At 50.6% G+C, this 20,663-nt stretch carries 12 protein-coding genes, 10 tRNA genes, 3 rRNA genes and 1 other RNA gene; all 26 read left to right on the forward strand.

Annotation, left to right across the window (positions count from 1 at the left end; translation table 11 throughout):
* The first annotated feature begins 293 nt into the window (after nucleotides 1–293).
* The 26 genes from PRIO_RS00595 to PRIO_RS00715 all read left to right on the forward strand — a co-directional run bounded on the left by PRIO_RS00595 (nucleotide 294) and on the right by PRIO_RS00715 (nucleotide 20,606).
* The gene (locus tag PRIO_RS00595) at nucleotides 294–1,547 is read left to right on the forward strand and encodes a UDP-N-acetylglucosamine 1-carboxyvinyltransferase (protein ID WP_020428185.1); all 1,254 of its coding nucleotides are present in this window, start codon (nucleotides 294–296) and stop codon (nucleotides 1,545–1,547) included.
* A gap of 168 nt (nucleotides 1,548–1,715) precedes the next feature.
* Complete coding sequence (gene rho, locus PRIO_RS00600) at nucleotides 1,716–3,074, forward strand: transcription termination factor Rho (protein WP_046500839.1); 1,359 nt, start codon at nucleotides 1,716–1,718, stop codon at nucleotides 3,072–3,074.
* 24 nt (nucleotides 3,075–3,098) lie between these two features.
* Entirely contained in the window at nucleotides 3,099–4,376 is a 1,278-nt protein-coding gene (locus tag PRIO_RS00605) for a radical SAM family protein (protein ID WP_020426412.1), read from the forward strand.
* Nucleotides 4,377–4,495: 119 nt separating this feature from the next.
* Entirely contained in the window at nucleotides 4,496–4,693 is a 198-nt protein-coding gene (gene rpmE / locus PRIO_RS00610; RefSeq protein WP_020426413.1) for a 50S ribosomal protein L31, read from the forward strand.
* Between the two features lie 112 nt (nucleotides 4,694–4,805).
* An RNA gene (ffs, locus tag PRIO_RS34300) (signal recognition particle sRNA large type) lies at nucleotides 4,806–5,074 on the forward strand.
* Between the two features lie 137 nt (nucleotides 5,075–5,211).
* Nucleotides 5,212–6,987: a DNA polymerase III subunit gamma/tau gene (gene dnaX / locus PRIO_RS00615; protein WP_020426414.1), complete on the forward strand. Its 1,776-nt coding sequence runs from the start codon at nucleotides 5,212–5,214 to the stop codon at nucleotides 6,985–6,987.
* A gap of 46 nt (nucleotides 6,988–7,033) precedes the next feature.
* The gene (locus PRIO_RS00620; protein WP_020426415.1) at nucleotides 7,034–7,345 is read left to right on the forward strand and encodes a YbaB/EbfC family nucleoid-associated protein; all 312 of its coding nucleotides are present in this window, start codon (nucleotides 7,034–7,036) and stop codon (nucleotides 7,343–7,345) included.
* Nucleotides 7,346–7,381: 36 nt separating this feature from the next.
* Entirely contained in the window at nucleotides 7,382–7,981 is a 600-nt protein-coding gene (gene recR / locus PRIO_RS00625) for a recombination mediator RecR (protein WP_020426416.1), read from the forward strand.
* 893 nt (nucleotides 7,982–8,874) lie between these two features.
* Nucleotides 8,875–9,123, forward strand: coding sequence for a hypothetical protein (locus PRIO_RS00630; protein WP_020426333.1), 249 nt, complete (start codon nucleotides 8,875–8,877; stop codon nucleotides 9,121–9,123).
* A 31-nt stretch (nucleotides 9,124–9,154) separates the two neighbouring features.
* Complete coding sequence (locus tag PRIO_RS00635; protein WP_020426332.1) at nucleotides 9,155–9,421, forward strand: pro-sigmaK processing inhibitor BofA family protein; 267 nt, start codon at nucleotides 9,155–9,157, stop codon at nucleotides 9,419–9,421.
* A gap of 298 nt (nucleotides 9,422–9,719) precedes the next feature.
* Nucleotides 9,720–11,270, forward strand: a 16S ribosomal RNA gene (locus tag PRIO_RS00640).
* A gap of 123 nt (nucleotides 11,271–11,393) precedes the next feature.
* Nucleotides 11,394–11,510: ribosomal RNA gene (gene rrf, locus PRIO_RS00645) — 5S ribosomal RNA — on the forward strand.
* 47 nt (nucleotides 11,511–11,557) lie between these two features.
* Nucleotides 11,558–11,634: transfer RNA gene (locus PRIO_RS00650), tRNA-Ile, on the forward strand.
* An 85-nt stretch (nucleotides 11,635–11,719) separates the two neighbouring features.
* Nucleotides 11,720–11,795: transfer RNA gene (locus PRIO_RS00655), tRNA-Ala, on the forward strand.
* Nucleotides 11,796–12,041: 246 nt separating this feature from the next.
* A 23S ribosomal RNA gene (locus PRIO_RS00660) occupies nucleotides 12,042–14,969 on the forward strand.
* Together the 16S, 23S and 5S rRNA genes with 10 tRNA genes alongside form the textbook arrangement of a ribosomal RNA operon.
* A gap of 81 nt (nucleotides 14,970–15,050) precedes the next feature.
* Nucleotides 15,051–15,142 (forward strand) — tRNA-Ser (locus tag PRIO_RS00665).
* A gap of 27 nt (nucleotides 15,143–15,169) precedes the next feature.
* Nucleotides 15,170–15,246: transfer RNA gene (locus PRIO_RS00670), tRNA-Met, on the forward strand.
* A gap of 9 nt (nucleotides 15,247–15,255) precedes the next feature.
* A tRNA-Val gene (locus PRIO_RS00675) sits at nucleotides 15,256–15,331 on the forward strand.
* Between the two features lie 31 nt (nucleotides 15,332–15,362).
* Nucleotides 15,363–15,438: transfer RNA gene (locus PRIO_RS00680), tRNA-Thr, on the forward strand.
* Between the two features lie 15 nt (nucleotides 15,439–15,453).
* Nucleotides 15,454–15,531: transfer RNA gene (locus tag PRIO_RS00685), tRNA-Asp, on the forward strand.
* A 26-nt stretch (nucleotides 15,532–15,557) separates the two neighbouring features.
* Nucleotides 15,558–15,633 (forward strand) — tRNA-Phe (locus tag PRIO_RS00690).
* A 6-nt stretch (nucleotides 15,634–15,639) separates the two neighbouring features.
* A tRNA-Tyr gene (locus PRIO_RS00695) sits at nucleotides 15,640–15,725 on the forward strand.
* 7 nt (nucleotides 15,726–15,732) lie between these two features.
* A tRNA-Lys gene (locus PRIO_RS00700) sits at nucleotides 15,733–15,805 on the forward strand.
* Between the two features lie 584 nt (nucleotides 15,806–16,389).
* Entirely contained in the window at nucleotides 16,390–17,682 is a 1,293-nt protein-coding gene (gene ltrA, locus PRIO_RS00705) for a group II intron reverse transcriptase/maturase (protein ID WP_020425999.1), read from the forward strand.
* A gap of 37 nt (nucleotides 17,683–17,719) precedes the next feature.
* A complete protein-coding gene (locus tag PRIO_RS00710; protein WP_082118058.1) occupies nucleotides 17,720–19,120 on the forward strand; it encodes an IS91 family transposase in 1,401 nt (466 codons plus the stop codon).
* A gap of 391 nt (nucleotides 19,121–19,511) precedes the next feature.
* A complete protein-coding gene (locus tag PRIO_RS00715; RefSeq protein ID WP_020426165.1) occupies nucleotides 19,512–20,606 on the forward strand; it encodes a PucR family transcriptional regulator in 1,095 nt (364 codons plus the stop codon).
* The last annotated feature ends 57 nt before the right edge of the window (nucleotides 20,607–20,663 follow it).

A 20,663-nucleotide genomic window follows, 5' to 3' on the forward strand; every position in this document is an offset into this window, starting at 1 on the left:
GGCTTACTTAGGGCTGTCTCTGTACCTCTCCACCTGTTTGCAACAACAGATTACTGTAATGTCGTCCAGCTGAATAGATTATATGTGGAGAGCACCGCCTAGCCGGTGTCTTTCCATTTAATATAAGGAGTTATTCGCTTACGGCGGTAACCTGTCCTTGTATTTGCTTGCGGAAACGGGCGCCGTCCTTGTTGTAAGGGCGGCGCAGCCGTTTCTAACTTCATTGCCAACAAAGCCACAGCAGGTATTGCCAGGGCAAGCTGCAATACACGTAGGGGGAACCGGATAAATTTATGGAAAAATTAATGATTGGCGGTGGACGTCCTTTAGAAGGCGTTGTCACCATCAGTGGAGCGAAGAATAGTGCGATTGCGCTTATTCCTGCGGCGATTTTGGCCGAGTCTGAAGTTGTTCTGGATAACTTGCCGTCCCTTAGCGATGTAGCTGTATACTCCGAAATTCTGGAAGAGCTTGGAGCCACGGTTTCCTGGACAGGCAGCCAGATGAGAATTAATCCCTCCCGTATCGTATCCATTCCAATGCCTAACGGACCGGTGAAGAAACTCCGGGCCTCGTATTATATGATGGGAGCGCTTCTTGGAAGATTTAAGGAGGCAACGATTGGTCTTCCCGGGGGCTGCAATTTTGAACCCCGTCCGATTGACCAGCACATTAAGGGCTTTGAAGCGCTGGGTGCGACTGTCACCAACGATCATGGCTCTATTCACTTGTATGCCAAGGAACTGCGCGGCGCCAAAATCTATCTGGACGTATCCAGCGTAGGTGCCACTATTAACATTATGCTTGCGGCTTCACGCGCCAAGGGCTCAACAATTATTGAAAATGCGGCTAAAGAGCCTGAGATTATAGATGTAGCAACCCTCTTGAACTCCATGGGCGCTGTTATTAAGGGCGCGGGAACTGAAACGATCCGGATCGAAGGGGTCACGGAAATGCACGGCTGCCGTCATTCCATCATTCCCGACCGTATTCAAGCTGGAACATATATGATTGCTGCTGCAGCTACGCGCGGCAATGTATTGATAGATAATGTGATCCCGAAGCATTTGGAGGCGCTGACGGCCAAGCTCCTGGAGATGGGCGTGAATATTGAAGAACTGGATGAGAGCATCCGGGTCATCGGCCAGGGCAAATACGAGCATGCTGATGTAAAAGCACTGATATACCCCGGATTTGCCACCGATTTGCAATCCCCAATGACAAGTATGCTTACCCAGGCAGAAGGGGTCAGTGTGCTCAGTGATTTTGTATACAGCAACCGGTTTAAGCATGTGCCGGAACTGGTGCGTATGGGCGCCAAAATCCGTGTCGAAGGACGTTCCGCCATTATTGAGGGAAGCAGGCTGAATGCTGCGAAGGTCAAAGCTGCCGATCTGCGTGCAGGCGCAGCGCTTGTGATTGCCGGACTTACGGTGGAGGAAGGAATTACCGAGGTTACCGGTGTGGAATTTATCGACCGTGGTTACGACAATCTGGTCAGCAACTTGCGTAATTTGGGAGCCGACGTATGGCGCGAGAACGAATAGTTTAGGATAATCCGATGGTGTGGAAGGGGTGTTTTTTTGCTCCCGGCCTGCATATTCCCTTCCAAATTGGGTAATGCTATCCTAATAAGCAATTTAATAGACTTCTATTTTCCCGTCTATCTTGCTAGAAGAACTTATTATTATAAAAATTGAATAGGTGGTTATTACATGGATCTTCAAATTTCCGATTTGGAAGAAATGAAGCTGACCGATTTGTATAAGCTGGCGAAAAAATACCAGATTCCATACTACGGGACGCTAAAAAAACGGGAGCTGATTTTTGCCATCCTCCGGGCTCAGGCGGAACAGAGCGGGCTCATGTTTATGGAAGGTGTGCTCGAAATTTTGCCTGAGGGCTATGGTTTTCTAAGGCCGATTAACTACTTGCCCAGCGCGGAAGATATTTATATATCGGCTTCCCAGATTCGCAAGTTCGATCTTAGAAGCGGCGATCTCGTATCCGGCAAATGCCGCACTCCCAAAGAGAATGAACGCTACTTCGGATTGCTTCAAGTCAACGCCGTCAACGGCGAGAATCCTGCCAGTGCAGCAGAGCGTTTGCATTTTCCGGCGCTGACACCTCTTTATCCGCAAGATAAGCTGCCGCTTGAAACATCCCCTACACAATTGTCTACCCGAATTATGGATTTGCTTGCTCCTGTTGGTCTGGGGCAGCGCGGTTTGATTGTAGCACCTCCCAAAGCAGGGAAAACGCTCCTCCTAAAAGAAATTGCCAACAGCATTTCCACTAACAATCCTGAAATTGCTCTGTTCGTATTGCTGATTGATGAACGTCCCGAGGAAGTAACGGATATGCAGCGTTCTGTGAAGGGCGAAGTTGTGGCATCTACCTTTGATGAGCTTCCAGAGAACCATATCAAGGTAGCCGAGCTTGTACTGCAGCGGGCTTTGCGTTTAGTAGAGCATAAGAAGGATGTTGTCATTTTGCTGGATAGTATTACCCGGCTCGCGCGTGCCTACAACTTGGTTGTGCCTCCATCCGGGCGCACACTGAGCGGCGGTATTGATCCGGCGGCATTCCATCGCCCCAAACGGTTTTTTGGGTCTGCGCGGAATGTGGAGGAAGGCGGAAGCCTCACCATACTCGCAACGGCGCTTATTGATACCGGTTCACGGATGGATGATATTATTTATGAAGAATTTAAAGGTACAGGGAACATGGAGCTTCATTTGGACCGCAAGCTGGCAGAACGCCGCATCTTCCCGGCCATTGATATCCGCCGTTCCGGCACGCGCCGCGAAGAGGTGCTGCTGAGCAAGGAAGAGCTGGACACCATCTGGGCAATTCGCAAAAATATGAACGAGTCCTACGATTTTGTGGAAGGCTTCCTGAAAAAGCTGCGTGACAGCAAGACGAATGCCGAATTCCTGGCCTCCTTTGATGTTGCGGGGAATAAGGAATCTTCGTCTCCAAGCGGAACGGCAAGCAATGGCGGAACCTCGAACAGCGGCTCGTCCGCACGCCGGACATCCCGGCCGAAGACGCCTTCAGTGCCCACCACCTGAGAACGAGAATAAGAGGAGACTAACATGTATTTGGTATATGCCGACGAACAAGGAAACGTATATGATCATTCCGAGCTGTACGGTTTGGCCCGCAGCGGGGATATGATTGTTGAGATGCTGGAGGAAGAGTTAATACCGCTGCCTGAAGGGGCCACCCTGGTAGGGTTGCCTAATACGCGCGCAGTGGGCATGAACCCTAAGACAGGTGAAATGCTGCCGTTGCCGGAAGGATCGCAGGCGGTGGGAGCATTGCTGCCGCAAGGCTTTACCCGTCTGTGTCTTCCCGGCTACGTCAAGACAGACAAGTCGTATAAGCTTCCACTTTTCGGCTATTCCGCAGTAGTGTGGAAAGATGGCGGCTTTTACGTGGCTGCGGATCTTACGGATGATCCCGAGCAGTGGAATCCGCTTAATTGTGATCGGGAGGATGTTGAAGCTGGAGTGGGCAGTTTAACTGCCAAGTACCCGGGGAACCGTCTTTACGGCCACCTTTCCAATTGTGCACTTGGCTACGAATGTCTGACCTCCTCCAACACCTTTTTGGGGCGGTGGGAAGGAGCGGTTCCTGTTTCCTATTCCTGCAATGCCGGATGCTTCGGCTGTATTTCCGAACAGCCGGACGACAGCGGCTTTGTATCGCCGCAGACACGAATGAACTTTCGCCCTACGGTGAATGAGATTTCAGAGGTAATGCTGGAGCATCTGAAAACGCCCCAGTCCATAATCAGCTTCGGCCAGGGCTGTGAAGGTGAACCGTCTACTCAAGCAAAGCTTATTATCGAGGCGATTCGTGAAGTCCGGTCCATTACAGATATGGGCTACATCAACATTAATACGAATGCCGGCCTAAGCGATCATATTCGCGGCATCGTTGATGCCGGACTGGATTTAATGCGTGTCAGTACAATCAGCGCGCTGGATGACCACTATAATGCTTATTACAAACCGCGTGGCTATACGTTAGCTAATGTCGAGAAGTCTCTGAAATACGCAGCTTCACAGGGTGTGTATACATCAATCAATTACCTGATCTTTCCGGGGGTCACGGACCGCGAAGAAGAGATTGAGGCGATGGTGGAATTCGTTAGACGTACAGACCTGAAGCTGATACAAATGCGCAACCTCAATATTGACCCGGAGAGCTACCTGGAATTAATACCCCCGGCTCAAGGAGAGATTCTGGGAATGAAGACGATGCTGGAGATTTTCCGTGAAGAGCTTCCGGATGTTGTCATAGGTTCGTATACCCATGTGCCGCCTGCAGATTTGGCCCGGGCCAAGCAGCGGCGGGTGAAAATCTAGCATAAATAAGCGGGATACAGACATATTGCAGAGTCTATCCTTTCGTGCTAAAATACCGCTTAGATATTTTAATAACTCTAGGCCCGCATGAGGCTTAGGGCACGAGAGGTGAGGTTTATATGCAATCAGCAATTCAACCCAAGTACAATGTAACCAAGGTAACCTGTGCGTGTGGCAATACCTTCGAGACCGGTTCTGTAAAGGCAGAGCTGCGTGTCGAAATTTGCTCCAGCTGCCACCCGTTCTTCACGGGCAAGCAGAAGTTCATGGATGCCGGTGGCCGTGTTGATAAATTTAAGAAAAAATATGGTATCTAAACCAGTTGCACTTTAGCAGTTATGGATCATACCGGCCCCCGGATATTATGCCGGGGGCTTATCCTTTATCTGGAGTTGATTTTTGCCCGCACGTAGGCTATACTTATCTTCGCCGTGCTAGACGGGGAGGTAGCGGTGCCCTGTAACTCGCAATCCGCTGTAGCGAGGTTGAATTCCTGTTAGAGGTGCTGTCGATGTGAGGCCTTGGTTCCTACGGGCTGTGTTGACGGTTGGGTCCTCCGCAATGAGTGCTTATGAACCTGGTCAGGTCCGGAAGGAAGCAGCCATAAGTAAGTTTACTCTTGTGCCGGAGGGTGGCCTAGCCCGAGCAGTGTTGTAGGGTTGCCGCTTGGATCGCAGCCATCAATAACAGGTGCGCGGTTTTACATATTATCCATAACAGTATCTTTGCCACAGGCGGAGATGCTTTTTTGTTTTTGGTCAAAGTCTGGTGTATATAGTATAATAAATTAGCGACAAATTGCCGAAAGCGGCAGCTTAAGAGAGGGTAATGCATAGTGGAACATATCGCGCTGTATCGTGCCTGGCGGCCGCAGTCGTTTCATGACATGGTAGGACAACAGCACATTATTCAGACGCTGCAGAATGCAATTCGTGAACAGCGGGTTTCGCATGCCTATCTGTTCAGCGGACCGCGGGGTACAGGCAAGACAAGTGCCGCCAAAGTGCTCGCCAAAGCTGTCAATTGCGAGCGCAGTGAAGGCGCTGAGCCATGCAATGAATGCCCATCCTGTCTGCGGATCACCGCGGGGAATGTCATGGATGTGCAGGAAATTGACGCAGCGTCGAACCGGGGCGTTGAAGAGATACGTGATCTCCGGGACAAGGTGAAATATGCGCCTACCGAAGTTCGCCGTAAAGTGTATATTATTGATGAAGTGCATATGCTGACTACAGAAGCTTTTAATGCGCTGCTGAAGACGCTGGAGGAGCCGCCTCCGCATGTGATGTTTATTCTGGCGACCACAGAACCGCATAAATTGCCGGCAACGATTATTTCCCGCTGCCAGCGTTTTGATTTTCGCCGGGTGTCACTGGAAGAGCAGACAGCTCACTTAACAGCGATCTGCCAGAAGGAAGGGATTTCGGCGGACTCAGATGCGCTGCAGTATATTGCCCGCCTTTCCGATGGCGGGATGCGCGATGCGCTCAGTATACTGGACCAGATTTCTTCCTTTACAGATGGCCAAGTCACCTATCAACAAGTGCTGGGCATGACCGGAGGGATTCCCTCCGAACAATTTGCACGCCTGGCTACGGCCATTCTGGAAGGGGATATGGGACTGCTTCTGGAGCTGGTCGAGCAGCTTATGCACGAAGGCAAGAGTGCTGATAAATGTCTGGAGAACCTGCTGTATTATTTCCGCGATTTACTGATGATCAAGATGGTGCCGGGAGCCGATCAACTAACGGACCGTGTACTGAATCCGGCGGACTTCCGTGATATGGCGGCGGCATTTACCCGGGACCGGCTGTTTCTGATCGTAGAGACGCTGACCCGTTATCTGGGGGAGATGAAGTACGCTACGCATCCGCAAACCTTGTTTGAAGTAGCGCTGATGAAGCTCTGCAGCCTGCAGCAGCAAGAGGGTTCCCCGCACGGGACTACTCCGCAAGCGGCTTCTTCCCATGTAGTTGGCGGCAATGCTGCAGCTGTGGACTCCGGTGAACTGGAACATCTCAAACGGCAGATTGCTGCCTTGGAGAAGAAGCTGGAGCAGGCTATGCAGTCCGGCGCCATGTCCGGTGGAGGACGCGGAGAGCAGGGCAATCAAGGCAGACAGCCTGCCCAGGCGCCTGCGCCGCGGGTATCCTCTCCTTCCAAGCTGCCGCCGCAGCTGGATAAGTTTATTGCGGGCAAGGACAGCCCCGATTTTGCGGAAGTGTATAAAAAGTGGAGTGTTGTCCTGCAGGGTGTGAAGGAAGAGAAGGTCACGGTTCACGCCTGGTTTGTCGACGGAGAGCCTGTGGCTGTTATGGAAGACGCTGTGCTGGTTGCCTTTAAGAATACAATTCACCGTGATACCACTGAGAAACCTGCGAACAGACAGGTAATTGAGAACGTATTTGCGGCCCGTCTGGGCAAACCTTACCGGCTTGTGACGATGATGCTCCGCGACTGGAACGAGGCTGCAACGAAAACTGCTGCGCAGACCAGTACAGAGGAACTTCAATTGGAGCATGAACACGAAACGGGGGATACCCGGACTGAACCATGGATTGACGAGGCGATCCAGCTCTTTGGGGAAGACCTTGTTGTCATAAAAGAATAGTTAAGCCTATCAGCGCCAAGTGCGCATTCCAAAGGAGAGACGATGTATGAACAATATGAACCAAATGATGAAGCAGGTCAAAAAAATGCAGGAGCAAATGCTCAAAGCCCAAGAGGAACTGGGCAGCAAGACCATTGAAGGATCATCCGGCGGCGGTGTGGTAACAGTCCAAGTCAACGGCCACAAAAAGCTGCTCTCGATCCAGATCAAGCCTGAGGCTGTAGATCCCGATGATATCGAAATGCTGCAGGATCTAGTGATTACTGCGGTAAATGATGCTCTCACCCAAGCGGAAGAGCTGGCGAATAATGATATGGGTAAATTTACCGGAGGAATGAAGATCCCTGGCTTGTTCTAGACCTTACTTCATCCAGTCCAAAGGAGAACCATTAATTTGTATTATCCAGAACCGCTAGCCAAGCTGATTGAAGCTTTTACGCGTTTGCCCGGAATTGGTCCGAAGTCAGCCACCCGGCTTGCTTTTCATGTGCTGAATATGAAGGAAGACGAGGTTATTGATTTTGCCAAGGCGCTGGTCAGCGTCAAACGCAATCTTCATTACTGCTCGGTCTGCTGCAATATTACGGATACCGATCCCTGCCGGATCTGTCAGGACAAAACCCGCGATGCCTCCGTAATCTGTGTAGTCCAGGACTCCAAGGATCTGGTGGCTATTGAACGGACCAAGGAATTCGACGGCTATTACCATGTGCTGCAAGGGGCAATCTCACCAATGGAAGGCATAGGTCCGGATGATATCCGCTTGAAGGAGCTGCTGACCCGTCTGAGTGATGAGAGAGTGAAGGAGCTTATTATGGCCACCAATCCCAATATTGAGGGTGAAGCCACAGCGATGTATATCTCCCGCCTGGTCCGGCCTTTCGAGATCAAAATCACCAGGATAGCCCATGGACTGCCTGTAGGCGGCGATTTGGAGTATGCGGATGAGGTAACCTTGTCCAAGGCCCTCGAAGGCCGCCGTGAGCTGTTCTAAGCAGTTCAGGCGCAATATCATTTCATCAAAGGAGCCCCTTGGGGCTCCTTTTTTTTGAATGATAAGAATTTATATGTTTTGGGGAAACTGACTTCCCCCTTTAACTGTAATACAGTGTAAAAAAATGTGGATATCTTGGAAGCCTAACAGGAATATAAGCGATGCAGGAGGATAGGGCTCCATCCGCGGACTGCAGCGGACAGAGGGGATCTTATTTTGCCAAAAATCTTGTTTTTTCAGCGGTTACGGACCGAGGAGACGTTATAACGTTCAATTGAGCCTGGAATCAAGGGGAAAGGGAGAAATAAAGGCATCTCAGTCCGTTAGTCTTGCGGAATAGCCGAATCTTCTCTCCATAACGGCTTTCCTGTCCGTAACGGCTGTGGATCGAACGCGAAGGAATAGGGCGATCCGTCTTTACCGGCTTCTTCGCAGGTGCTAGTTGGAAAAAGGGAACTTATTTTTCCGGAAATTAAGAAATTCTGAGATTGAAGTGGAAAAAGTAAATCTAATTGGGCCACATTTCTGGTCCAATGGCGAAATGGGCTGAATTAGTGTCCCTTTTTCCACTTCATCTGCCCGAGGATAGGGTACTCCGGCAAATTAGTGTCCCTTTTTCCACTTAAAGAGTTGCCGTAGGATTCATGGGGAGTCGTTCTCCAGGTAACGCTAGAACCAAGACGGCTGCGCTGTCCCGTGGAGGACCGCACAGCCGTTTTTGTTCCTGAATTTCATGTTTTTTTAAGGCAGAGAACATTCTGTGCAGAAAATTCCCGCTTATTTTGCCGCCATACTGGTTCTAAGTTTGTCCCTGTTTCGATATGAATGAGAATATACGAGGGTGAGGATTGAGTATTATGCCCAGAACTTGTTCATATAAGGAGGAGTCTGGAATGGGATGGTGGAGTATTAGGAGGCAGGCCGACGGGGAACAAAAAAGAATAGACGATGATCATTGGAACGTGTTCCTCGAAGTTCAACAGGCACACTCCGAGTGGGAGAGGGCGTATCTGATGTTTGATGAGGCGAAGGGACAGGATCAGATCGACTATGCCATTTATATTCTGGAAGCCGCTGAGCGAAAATATCAGATCCATCTGAAGCATGCCAAAAGCCTGGGGCTTAACCGCGCTCAGCTCTAAGTAACGTTGGTGGAAAAAAAGGAGGATTGTCATGTTAAGAATGGCCGCACTGGCAGTGCTGGTTCTATCCGGACTTTTATTACTGCTTATTGTTTTCAAAAAAAAATTGGGCTGGGCTTGGCTCAGCCTCTTCGGTACACATCTCCTTCTGGCTGCGCTGGGCATTTATATAGTGAATTTTTCGGGCTTGCTAACGGATATATATATTCCCCTGAACCCTGCCACTATAGGTGCTGTAACGGTTCTTGGTCTTCCGGGAGTGCTGATGCTTATGGGTTTGAAATTAACTTTGTTTTAAAGGTTGACGCGGGTTCTGAATCTGTGATACATTAAGTCTCGGCCCTTTGGACAGGATATCCTATGATAGCTTGCCGATAAGCCAAGCGAAAAATTAAATTAAAAAAACGCTTGACTAAAAAGAAGGCGCTGTGATATATTATAAAGGTCGCTGCTGACAAGCAACGATGAAGTGAGAAAGGCATTGATCTTTGAAAACTGAACAACGAGTGAGTGGGATTTCACGCAAGTGAGATCCAAAAATGAGAATGCAAATTCTCGTCAGATGTTTCAAAATGAGCTATCGCTCTTTTCAATACCAATTGGAGAGTTTGATCCTGGCTCAGGACGAACGCTGGCGGCGTGCCTAATACATGCAAGTCGAGCGGAGTTTATCCTTCGGGATAAGCTTAGCGGCGGACGGGTGAGTAACACGTAGGCAACCTACCCTCTAGACTGGGATAACTACCGGAAACGGTAGCTAATACCGGATAATTCCTTAACCCACCTGGGATAAGGATGAAAGGCGGAGCAATCTGCTGCTAGAGGATGGGCCTGCGGCGCATTAGCTAGTTGGTGGGGTAACGGCCTACCAAGGCGACGATGCGTAGCCGACCTGAGAGGGTGAACGGCCACACTGGGACTGAGACACGGCCCAGACTCCTACGGGAGGCAGCAGTAGGGAATCTTCCGCAATGGGCGAAAGCCTGACGGAGCAACGCCGCGTGAGTGATGAAGGTTTTCGGATCGTAAAGCTCTGTTGCCAGGGAAGAACGTCCGGTAGAGTAACTGCTACCGGAGTGACGGTACCTGAGAAGAAAGCCCCGGCTAACTACGTGCCAGCAGCCGCGGTAATACGTAGGGGGCAAGCGTTGTCCGGAATTATTGGGCGTAAAGCGCGCGCAGGCGGCTGCTTAAGTCTGGTGTTTAAACCTTGGGCTCAACCTGGGGTCGCACTGGAAACTGGGCAGCTTGAGTACAGAAGAGGAAAGTGGAATTCCACGTGTAGCGGTGAAATGCGTAGAGATGTGGAGGAACACCAGTGGCGAAGGCGACTTTCTGGGCTGTAACTGACGCTGAGGCGCGAAAGCGTGGGGAGCAAACAGGATTAGATACCCTGGTAGTCCACGCCGTAAACGATGAGTGCTAGGTGTTAGGGGTTTCGATACCCTTGGTGCCGAAGTTAACACAGTAAGCACTCCGCCTGGGGAGTACGGTCGCAAGACTGAAACTCAAAGGAATTGACGGGGACCCGCACAAGCAGTGGAGTATGTGGTTTAATTCGAAGCAACGCGAAGAACCTTACCAGGTCTTGACATCCAACTAACGAAGCAGAGATGCATTAGGTGCCCTTCGGGGAAAGTTGAGACAGGTGGTGCATGGTTGTCGTCAGCTCGTGTCGTGAGATGTTGGGTTAAGTCCCGCAACGAGCGCAACCCTTGACTTTAGTTGCCAGCAGGTAAGGCTGGGCACTCTAGAGTGACTGCCGGTGACAAACCGGAGGAAGGTGGGGATGACGTCAAATCATCATGCCCCTTATGACCTGGGCTACACACGTACTACAATGGCCGGTACAACGGGAAGCGAAGCCGCGAGGTGGAGCCAATCCCAGCAAAGCCGGTCTCAGTTCGGATTGCAGGCTGCAACTCGCCTGCATGAAGTCGGAATTGCTAGTAATCGCGGATCAGCATGCCGCGGTGAATACGTTCCCGGGTCTTGTACACACCGCCCGTCACACCACGAGAGTTTACAACACCCGAAGTCGGTGGGGTAACCCGCAAGGGGGCCAGCCGCCGAAGGTGGGGTAGATGATTGGGGTGAAGTCGTAACAAGGTAGCCGTATCGGAAGGTGCGGCTGGATCACCTCCTTTCTATGGAGAATCGTTCTCTGCAATGAGAACATTCAAATCGGAAGTGTAAGCTTCCATTAGAACCCTCGGGTTCAAACACTCACTCGTGTTCAGTTTTGAAAGAGCAAGTCTCTTTCGTATACGTTTGGTGGCGATAGCGGAGGGGTTCCACACGTACCCATCCCGAACACGACCGTTAAGCCCTCCAGCGCCGATGGTACTTGGACCGAAGGGTCCTGGGAGAGTAGGACGCCGCCAAGCGGACAATCAATCCCTTGATTGATTTCCTTATGTTATCTATGTTATATGGGCTTTTAGCTCAGTTGGTTAGAGCGCACCTCTGATAAGGGTGAGGTCGGTGGTTCGAGTCCACCAAGGCCCACCATATAACAACATAAGTAAGTAGGGGTCCCCGGAAAGTACTCGGAATCAACCTCGAAGCTGCACCTCATTTTTTGGGGTGAATGTATGGGGCCATAGCTCAGCTGGGAGAGCGCCTGCCTTGCAAGCAGGAGGTCAGCGGTTCGATCCCGCTTGGCTCCACCAAACTTGTTTCAAAAAAGTATATGCAAGAACTTGATCCTTGAAAACTGGATATCGAAACGAAAATGCGTTTTAGAACATCTTTTAGCTGAAACTTGTGTGAACAAGTTGAAATAGTTATTAGTATGCTGGAAGCGAAGATTTTCGATTGTGCAGCGACTTTTGAGTGGAGATCCCCTTGTAAATTGCGTAAGCAGTGAACAGGATCGGAACTCAAGCGGAGCGAACAAGCGAAACTATCTACGCGATGGTTAAGCTAATAAGAGCACACGGAGGATGCCTAGGCGCCAGGAGCCGACGAAGGACGTGGCGAACAACGAAACTGCCTCGGGGAGCTGTAAGCAAGCTTTGATCCGGGGGTGTCCGAATGGGGAAACCCGGCTGTGGTAATTCGCAGTCACTCACACCTGAATTCATAGGGTGTGAAGAGGCAGACCAGGGGAACTGAAACATCTAAGTACCCTGAGGAAGAGAAAACAATAGTGATTCCGTCAGTAGCGGCGAGCGAACGCGGAACAGCCTAAACCAAGGAGCTTGCTCCTTGGGGTTGTGGGACGTCTCACATGGAGTTACAAAGGAAAGGTATAGGCGAAGAGGTCTGGAAAGGCCCGCGATAGAGGTAAAAGCCCTGTAGCTCAAATAGCTTTCTCTCCGAGACGGATCCCGAGTAGTGCGGGGCACGTGAAACCCCGTATGAATCCGGCAGGACCATCTGCTAAGGCTAAATACTACCTGGCGACCGATAGTGAAACAGTACCGTGAGGGAAAGGTGAAAAGCACCCCGGAAGGGGAGTGAAAGAGAACCTGAAACCGTGTGCTTACAAGAAGTCAGAGCCCATTTTAGGGGTGATGGCGTGCCTTTTGTAGAATGAACCGGCGAGTTACGTTTAACATGCAAGGTTAAGGTGAGAAGCCGGAGCCGCAGCGAAAGCGAGTCTGAATAGGGCGACTGAGTATGTGGACGTAGACCCGAAACCGTGTGATCTACCCCTGTCCAGGGTGAAGGTGCGGTAACACGCACTGGAGGCCCGAACCCACGTACGTTGAAAAGTGCGGGGATGAGGTGGGGGTAGCGGAGAAATTCCAATCGAACTCGGAGATAGCTGGTTCTCCCCGAAATAGCTTTAGGGCTAGCCTCGGTGAATGGAGTCGTGGAGGTAGAGCACTGATTGGGTGCGGGGCCCGCAAGGGTTACCAAGCTCAGTCAAACTCCGAATGCCATGGACTTCTTGCCGGGAGTCAGACAGTGAGTGCTAAGATCCATTGTCAAAAGGGAAACAGCCCAGACCATCAGCTAAGGTCCCCAAGTGTGTGTTAAGTGGGAAAGGATGTGGAGTTGCACAGACAACCAGGATGTTGGCTTAGAAGCAGCCACCATTGAAAGAGTGCGTAATAGCTCACTGGTCGAGTGACTCTGCGCCGAAAATGTAACGGGGCTAAACACACCACCGAAGCTATGGCTTGATGCTTTGCATCAGGGGTAGGGGAGCGTTGTATGTAGATTGAAGGTTGACCGGAAGGAGCGCTGGACTGCATACAAGTGAGAATGCCGGTATGAGTAACGAAAAGATCAGTGAGAATCTGATCCGCCGAAAGCCCAAGGTTTCCTGAGGAAGGCTCGTCCGCTCAGGGTAAGTCGGGACCTAAGGCGAGGCCGACAGGCGTAGTCGAAGGACAACAGTTTGAAATTACTGTACCACCGTAATCCGCTACGAGCGATGGGGTGACGCAGGAGGGTAGTGACGCGGACTGATGGATGTCCGTCCAAGCAGTGAGGCTGGTGTGTAGGCAAATCCGCACACCGTAAGGCTGGGCTGTGATGGGGAGCGAAAATTACAGTAGCGAAGGTCATGATCTCACACTGCCAAGAAAAGCCTCTAGCCAGGAGAAGGTGCCCGTACCGCAAACCGACACAGGTAGGCGAGAAGAGAATTCTAAGGCGCGCGGAAGAACTCTCGTTAAGGAACTCGGCAAAATGACCCCGTAACTTCGGGAGAAGGGGTGCCTCGGTAGGGTGAATAGCCCGAGGGGGCCGCAGTGAAAAGGCCCAAGCGACTGTTTAGCAAAAACACAGGTCTGTGCGAAGCCGCAAGGCGAAGTATACGGGCTGACGCCTGCCCGGTGCTGGAAGGTTAAGGGGAGCGGTTAGGAGGCAACTCCGAAGCTGTGAACCGAAGCCCCAGTAAACGGCGGCCGTAACTATAACGGTCCTAAGGTAGCGAAATTCCTTGTCAGGTAAATTCTGACCCGCACGAATGGCGTAACGACTTGGGCGCTGTCTCAACGAGAGATCCGGTGAAATTTTAATACCTGTGAAGATGCAGGTTACCCGCGACAAGACGGAAAGACCCCATGGAGCTTTACTGCAGCTTGATATTGAATTTGGGTACGATCTGTACAGGATAGGTGGGAGCCGTAGAAGCCGGAGCGCAAGCTTCGGTGGAGGCGCCGTTGGGATACCACCCTGATCGTATCTAGGTTCTAACCTGGTACCCTAAACGGGTACGGGGACCGTGTCAGGCGGGCAGTTTGACTGGGGCGGTCGCCTCCTAAAGAGTAACGGAGGCGTTCAAAGGTTCCCTCAGAATGGTTGGAAATCATTCGAAGAGTGCAAAGGCAGAAGGGAGCTTGACTGCGAGACCTACAAGTCGAGCAGGGACGAAAGTCGGACTTAGTGATCCGGTGGTACCGCATGGAAGGGCCATCGCTCAACGGATAAAAGCTACCCTGGGGATAACAGGCTTATCTCCCCCAAGAGTCCACATCGACGGGGAGGTTTGGCACCTCGATGTCGGCTCATCGCATCCTGGGGCTGAAGTAGGTCCCAAGGGTTGGGCTGTTCGCCCATTAAAGCGGTACGCGAGCTGGGTTCAGAACGTCGTGAGACAGTTCGGTCCCTATCTGTCGTGGGCGTAGGAAATTTGAGAGGAGCTGTCCTTAGTACGAGAGGACCGGGATGGACGTACCGCTGGTGCACCAGTTGTTCCGCCAGGAGCATGGCTGGGTAGCTACGTACGGACGGGATAAGCGCTGAAAGCATCTAAGCGTGAAGCCCCCCTCAAGATGAGATTTCCCAGTATGTAAGACCCCTTGAAGACGACGAGGTAGATAGGTTGGAGGTGGAAGCACGGCAACGTGTTGAGCTGACCAATACTAATCGGTCGAGGGCTTATCCAAAAAAACTAAAATGCAGATTTCGTTTCGGATTCAGTTTTCAGGAATCAAATTCCTGTATGGATTTACATGGCTATATCAATTGGAGAGATACCCAAGTGGCTATAAGGGGACCCTCTGCTAAGGGGTTAGACTGCGTAAGCGGTGCGAGGGTTCGAATCCCTCTCTCTCCGCCATCTTAAATCCATTAATTATGTTATTGTGGCGGCGTAGCTCAGCTGGCTAGAGCGTACGGTTCATACCCGTGAGGTCGGGGGTTCGATCCCCTCTGCCGCTACCATACATACCTGGAGGCTTAGCTCAGCTGGGAGAGCATCTGCCTTACAAGCAGAGGGTCGGGGGTTCGAACCCCTCAGCCTCCACCATCTTTATGTTTTAATTTTACCTTTACACCGTGCCGGTGTAGCTCAACTGGTAGAGCAACTGACTTGTAATCAGTAGGTTGGGGGTTCAAGTCCTCTCGCCGGCACCATTTTATTACAAATGCGGAACCGTGGTGTAGTTGGCCTAACATGCCTGCCTGTCACGCAGGAGATCGCGGGTTCGAATCCCGTCGGTTCCGCCATTTTTGTTTTTAATGGTTTGTTTTATGGCTCGGTAGCTCAGTCGGTAGAGCAAAGGACTGAAAATCCTTGTGTCGGCGGTTCGATTCCGTCCCGCGCCACCATATTACGGAGGCTTAGCGAAGTGGCCAAACGCATCAGACTGTAAATCTGCTCACGTACGTGTTCGGTGGTTCGAATCCATCAGCCTCCACCATTTTTATGAGCCATTAGCTCAGTTGGTAGAGCACCTGACTTTTAATCAGGGTGTCGAAGGTTCGAGTCCTTCATGGCTCATTCCAATCGAAAGTCATCACCATTCGGTGATGGCTTTTTTGTTGTTTAGGGCGTGCCCAGAAAGCACGTATCTTCTAGCCGGTGAAAGTCCGGTCACGGGAGGGGCCAAGCCCCCGTGTAGCTGGGATGCCTGCGTACGGCGAAATCTGTGCGTAGAAGCGCATCGACAAAAGTCCGGTCAGAGACAGGGCGAGCAACCTGCTAGGCCGTAACATGAAGTGAATCCTGCCGCGTCGTCACAAAGGCCCCGCAAGGGGGGAGAGAGGAAGTCGAGCCTCGCCTATACGGGTGAAGACCACGGAAGCTGCAGAGAACTTGGAACGGCAGTGAAGAATCCTCCGGCGTATGGGGATCGGCATGGAAGGAAAGAAGACGCAGTGAACTGGGGAGACCCTCCCCCACACGGGAGGAATTTTTTTTTTAGAAACCCGTAAAGAGACGCTCTATAAGTCCAAAAGATGAAATGAACCGTCTGTGGGAAGGGAGTCCGAGGGGCTCATAATACCGAAGAACCTAAGGACAACATAACCTTAGGGAGGGAAGGAGCCCTGCTTTGTTTATGCTTTTGGAGGAGGTACGAGTGAGTGAATGCCAAAGGGCTAACGACACCAAAGGAAAAAGTTCAAGAACTCCAAGAAAAGCTAGGTCATGCGGCCAAGGAGAACAAGAAGCGTAAATTTCATGCGCTGTATGACAAGGTCTACCGCCCGGATGTGCTGTGTGAAGCCTGGAAACGGGTGAAAGCGAATAAGGGAGCAGCAGGAGTAGATGCCGTGACGCTCGCAGACATCGAGGAACGAGGAGAAACGAACTTCCTTAAGACCTGTGAGCGAGAATTGAAAGAAGGCAGCTACCATCCGCAGCCTGTGCGGCGGCACTATATCCCAAAGAAAGACGGGAAGCCAAGGCCGCTGGGCATACCCACCGTGCGCGACCGAGTCATACAGATGGCAACCAAACTCGTGATTGAGCCCATCTTCGAAGCAGACTTCGAAGAAGTATCCTTCGGATTTCGCCCGAAGCGAAGTGCGAAAGGAGCGCTGGAACGAATCCGGAAAGCCTGCAACCGCAAAGGAAATTGGGTAGTCGACGTCGATATCCAAGGTTACTTCGACAACATTAATCAAGAGAAGCTCATGAAACTGGTACAGATGCGTATCAATGACAGGAGAATCTTGAAGTTAATACGGAAATGGCTTCAGGCGGGAGTTATGGAAGAAGGAAACGTGAGGCGTTCCGATTTAGGGACACCACAAGGTGGCGTCATCTCACCGCTGTTGGCGAATATCTACTTGAACTACTTTGACCGGCTATGGGAGAAACACGGAAGTGGATTGGGGGAACTGACCAGGTATGCAGACGATTTCGTCGTAGTCTGTAAAACGAAAAAGGACGCCGAACATGCCTATGAGCTCATAAGCAGAATCATGGAACGTCTGGAGTTAACTCTACATCCGACCAAAACCCGCATTGTAGGCCTGTGGACAGGAGACGAAGGATTCGACTTTTTAGGAATGCACCATCGAAAAACGAAAGCAGAAACTTCCCAAGGGAAGGTATATTACACCACACAGCAATGGCTAACGAAAAAGGCAGAGGAGCGCATCCGAGGCGTGGTCAAAGAAAGATTAGCCCCTCCGAGCATGCGCTCAAGAACGTTGGCGGAACAGGTGGAATGGCTCAATCCAAAGATTCAAGGATGGAGAAATTATTACTACACGAACTACAGCCAAAAGAGATTAGCGAAACTGGATTGGTATATTTTGCAAAGATTAACCCGGTGGTACGCGAAGAAGAGACAACGCGGGAGATGGATGAGGTCCAGGTCAGAAGTTAAATATTTGACCATCCAATATGGACTAAAAACGCTATTGTAATCTGCATGCCCATGAATGACGAACATCGGAAAGCCGTATGAGGGAAAACCTCACGTACGGTTTGATGAGGAGGGGCTGGGTTGCACCAGCCCTTTACTCTGAAATTATGCAATGCAAAAAAATGTGGATAACTCCGATGAAAAAGGTAGGAGGGATGAACGTGAAGAACCAGGAGACGTGGAAGAAACGAGGAATCATCCGGCAGATTCTAAAAGATCACTTTCATGGATTCATGGAAATGCACGGACATCACTTGCCCAAAGGACTTCATAGCAGCATCACGGAAACCGTGAATAAAGCGATACGCTGTGGCACACGGGATATGGGCTATGCCAGATATGAGTGCAAGGGATGCACGAAGGGAGCACCGGAGCCCGTGTTTATTTGCTTTACCTGTAAAAGCCGCTTTTGTCATGGATGTGGGAAGAAATATACGGATGAATGGGCGGAAAAGCAGCAAGAGCGAATCCTAAATGTACCTCATCGTCACATGGTATTTACGGTGCCGCAAGAATTGCGCAAGGTATTTTTTCAAGACCGACACAAGTTAAATGAACTGAGTAAGCAAGTGGCCAAGGTCATTCAATATTATTACCGGCGGAAAAACAAGAGCAAGAAATATGAAGTCGGTGTCATTACAGTGATTCATACGTTTGGAAGAGATTTAAAATTCAACCCACATATCCATACATTAATCACAGAAGGTGCGCTAGAGCAGAACAAGGAGTGGAAAAAGGTAGAGTATATCTCCTATGAGTACTTGCGGAAAGCGTGGCAGAAGCTACTTCTGGATTTAATGATGAAATGGTATCCGAAGGAAGAATGGATAAAGGGACTGGTGAATGAGCTATACCAGCGTTATCCGCAGGGGTTCTACGTAAATGCGGAGCAGCGGATGAAAGATGCCCGGGGAGCCGCGAAATATATAGGGCGTTACTTAGCGCGCCCGGCGATTGCAGAGTACCGTGTAGTCAGCTATGACTACCACAAGGTACACTACTGGTACAAGGATCACCGAACAGGGAAACGGGTGGACGTCGTGTCGCCAGTAATGAAATTTATCTATGATTTGGTCCAGCACATCCCCCCGAAGCATTTCCGGATGGTGGGCCGCTATGGTCTATATAGCAGAGGAAAAAACAAAGAGTCGCAGAAGGTGATTAATCTGTGGCGGTTCATGGTACATAAACAAATCGAAATGACGTTTCCTGCGGAAGAACGAAAGAAAAAAAGTTACCGCCAGCGGATGTTGGAAAGCTACGGGCGAGACCCGATGCGCTGTCCATGCTGCAAGCACCGGATGTTGCTTGTGGTGATTTGGCATGCAGAATATGGGCGAATTTATTATTATGACGAGGAGCGAGAATACGCAAACCAAAAGAAATGGGGGATGAGAAAAGGTGGGAAAAGTACGAGGACAAAAGAACGAACAGGATAACCCGAGCGAATGGGATTTGTGGGAGCCATGGGAGGAAGAACCTGAGGTATGGATTGATTATGTCTGCGTAGAATGTGGGATGGTAGATCCTGTCCCTGAATTTATAGTGGCAGAGTGTTCGTATGAACTTGAAGCTGGAGCATCCCCGGAGTTCTTCTGTCCGGTTTGTAATGGAACCTTGGTGAGAAAAGAAGAGCCAGCGGACAAATGACCGTTGGCTAGAAGGTTATTCACCCGCCAGGGTGATTTTGTTCTTTTATAGAAATTATATGTTCATCCGAGTGAAGTTTGCCAGCCAAGCTGCGCTAACCCTAATAGTGTCTAAGGCGCATCTTGTTGAAAAATGTGATAAAATAGGCGAAAAGAGCAAAAGTGGTGGAGTATGGTGACGATGGATAGTGAGGTTTTGCGTCAAAAATTGGAGCAGCTCACCGGAAAGAGAACCGGAATCAAACAGCTTGGGAGGCAGCATTCGGCTTCCCTTTTTGGTATGGGTGCGGAAGATCAGGATCAGCCTGTGGTGCATGAGGGACGTTTATGGGTGCCTTTGTATGAGAATGATGGACGGGTAACAGCAATTTGGCTGGAGCTGGATGGGCTGACTCCAATGGAGGTGCAGCTGGTTAACTATGCGGCAAGAAATTTCGCAATCGCTCTTAAGGCAACGGGCCTGAAGGAAGAAGGGGAAATTGAGGCCCGCCAGCTCAGCGGGTGGTTGAATGCCCAATTGGAGCAGGAAAAGAATGAGGCGGAAATCCCTGACGAAATGACTTTGAAGGGACGGCTGGTTGGAGAGATGATCCCTTTCCTGCTGGTCAGCGAAAATGTTCATAATCCGCAGGTCACCTACCGTTCTCTGATGAAGCTGCTGCGCAGTTATTTCGAGAATGAAATTCTGCTTATCCCCCTGCAGGAGAAGGAATGGTTAATTTTAGCCCGTAAGGAACTGCTCACCGGCGGGGATGATAAGGAAGACGAGGAAGAGAGTGCTGATGACCTGCTGGCGCAGACCTGTATGGGACTGCATGAGCTGATTGCCAGCGAGTGGGTTGGGGTTTTCCATCTGGCGGTAGCACCTGCCATTATTCCAGTGAAAGGGTTAACCGGAGCGGTAGCCTTGTTGCGCGAAACCATTATATTGGGCCGGATTTTTCAGGTTGGGGACTACATTCACCTGCCATGGGAGCTTCATATGGAGCGGCTGGTTAACAGCATTCCCGATGAGCGCCGCAGGCAACTGCTTGGTCAGATCGGGGACTATTCCCCTGTGCTCGCGGACAAGGAAATGCTGCTTACTTTGGAGACTTTTTTTGAGATGGACTGCAATGTCAGTGAAACAGCCAAAAAGCTCTATATCCACCGGAATACCCTGCTGTACAGGCTGGACAAGATCAAACAGGAGACCGGAGCGGATGTCCGGAGCTTTGGAGATGCGGCTATTGTGAAGTTAGCCATGTTATTGTATAAAGTGACGAAAAGAAAATAGGTTTTTTGTGAACGTTACAAATAGCCAGCGCGGCATGTCTGGAGTAAGATAAATATA

The sequence above is a fragment of the Paenibacillus riograndensis SBR5 genome (assembly GCF_000981585.1).
Lineage (GTDB): Bacteria > Bacillota > Bacilli > Paenibacillales > Paenibacillaceae > Paenibacillus_AQ > Paenibacillus_AQ riograndensis.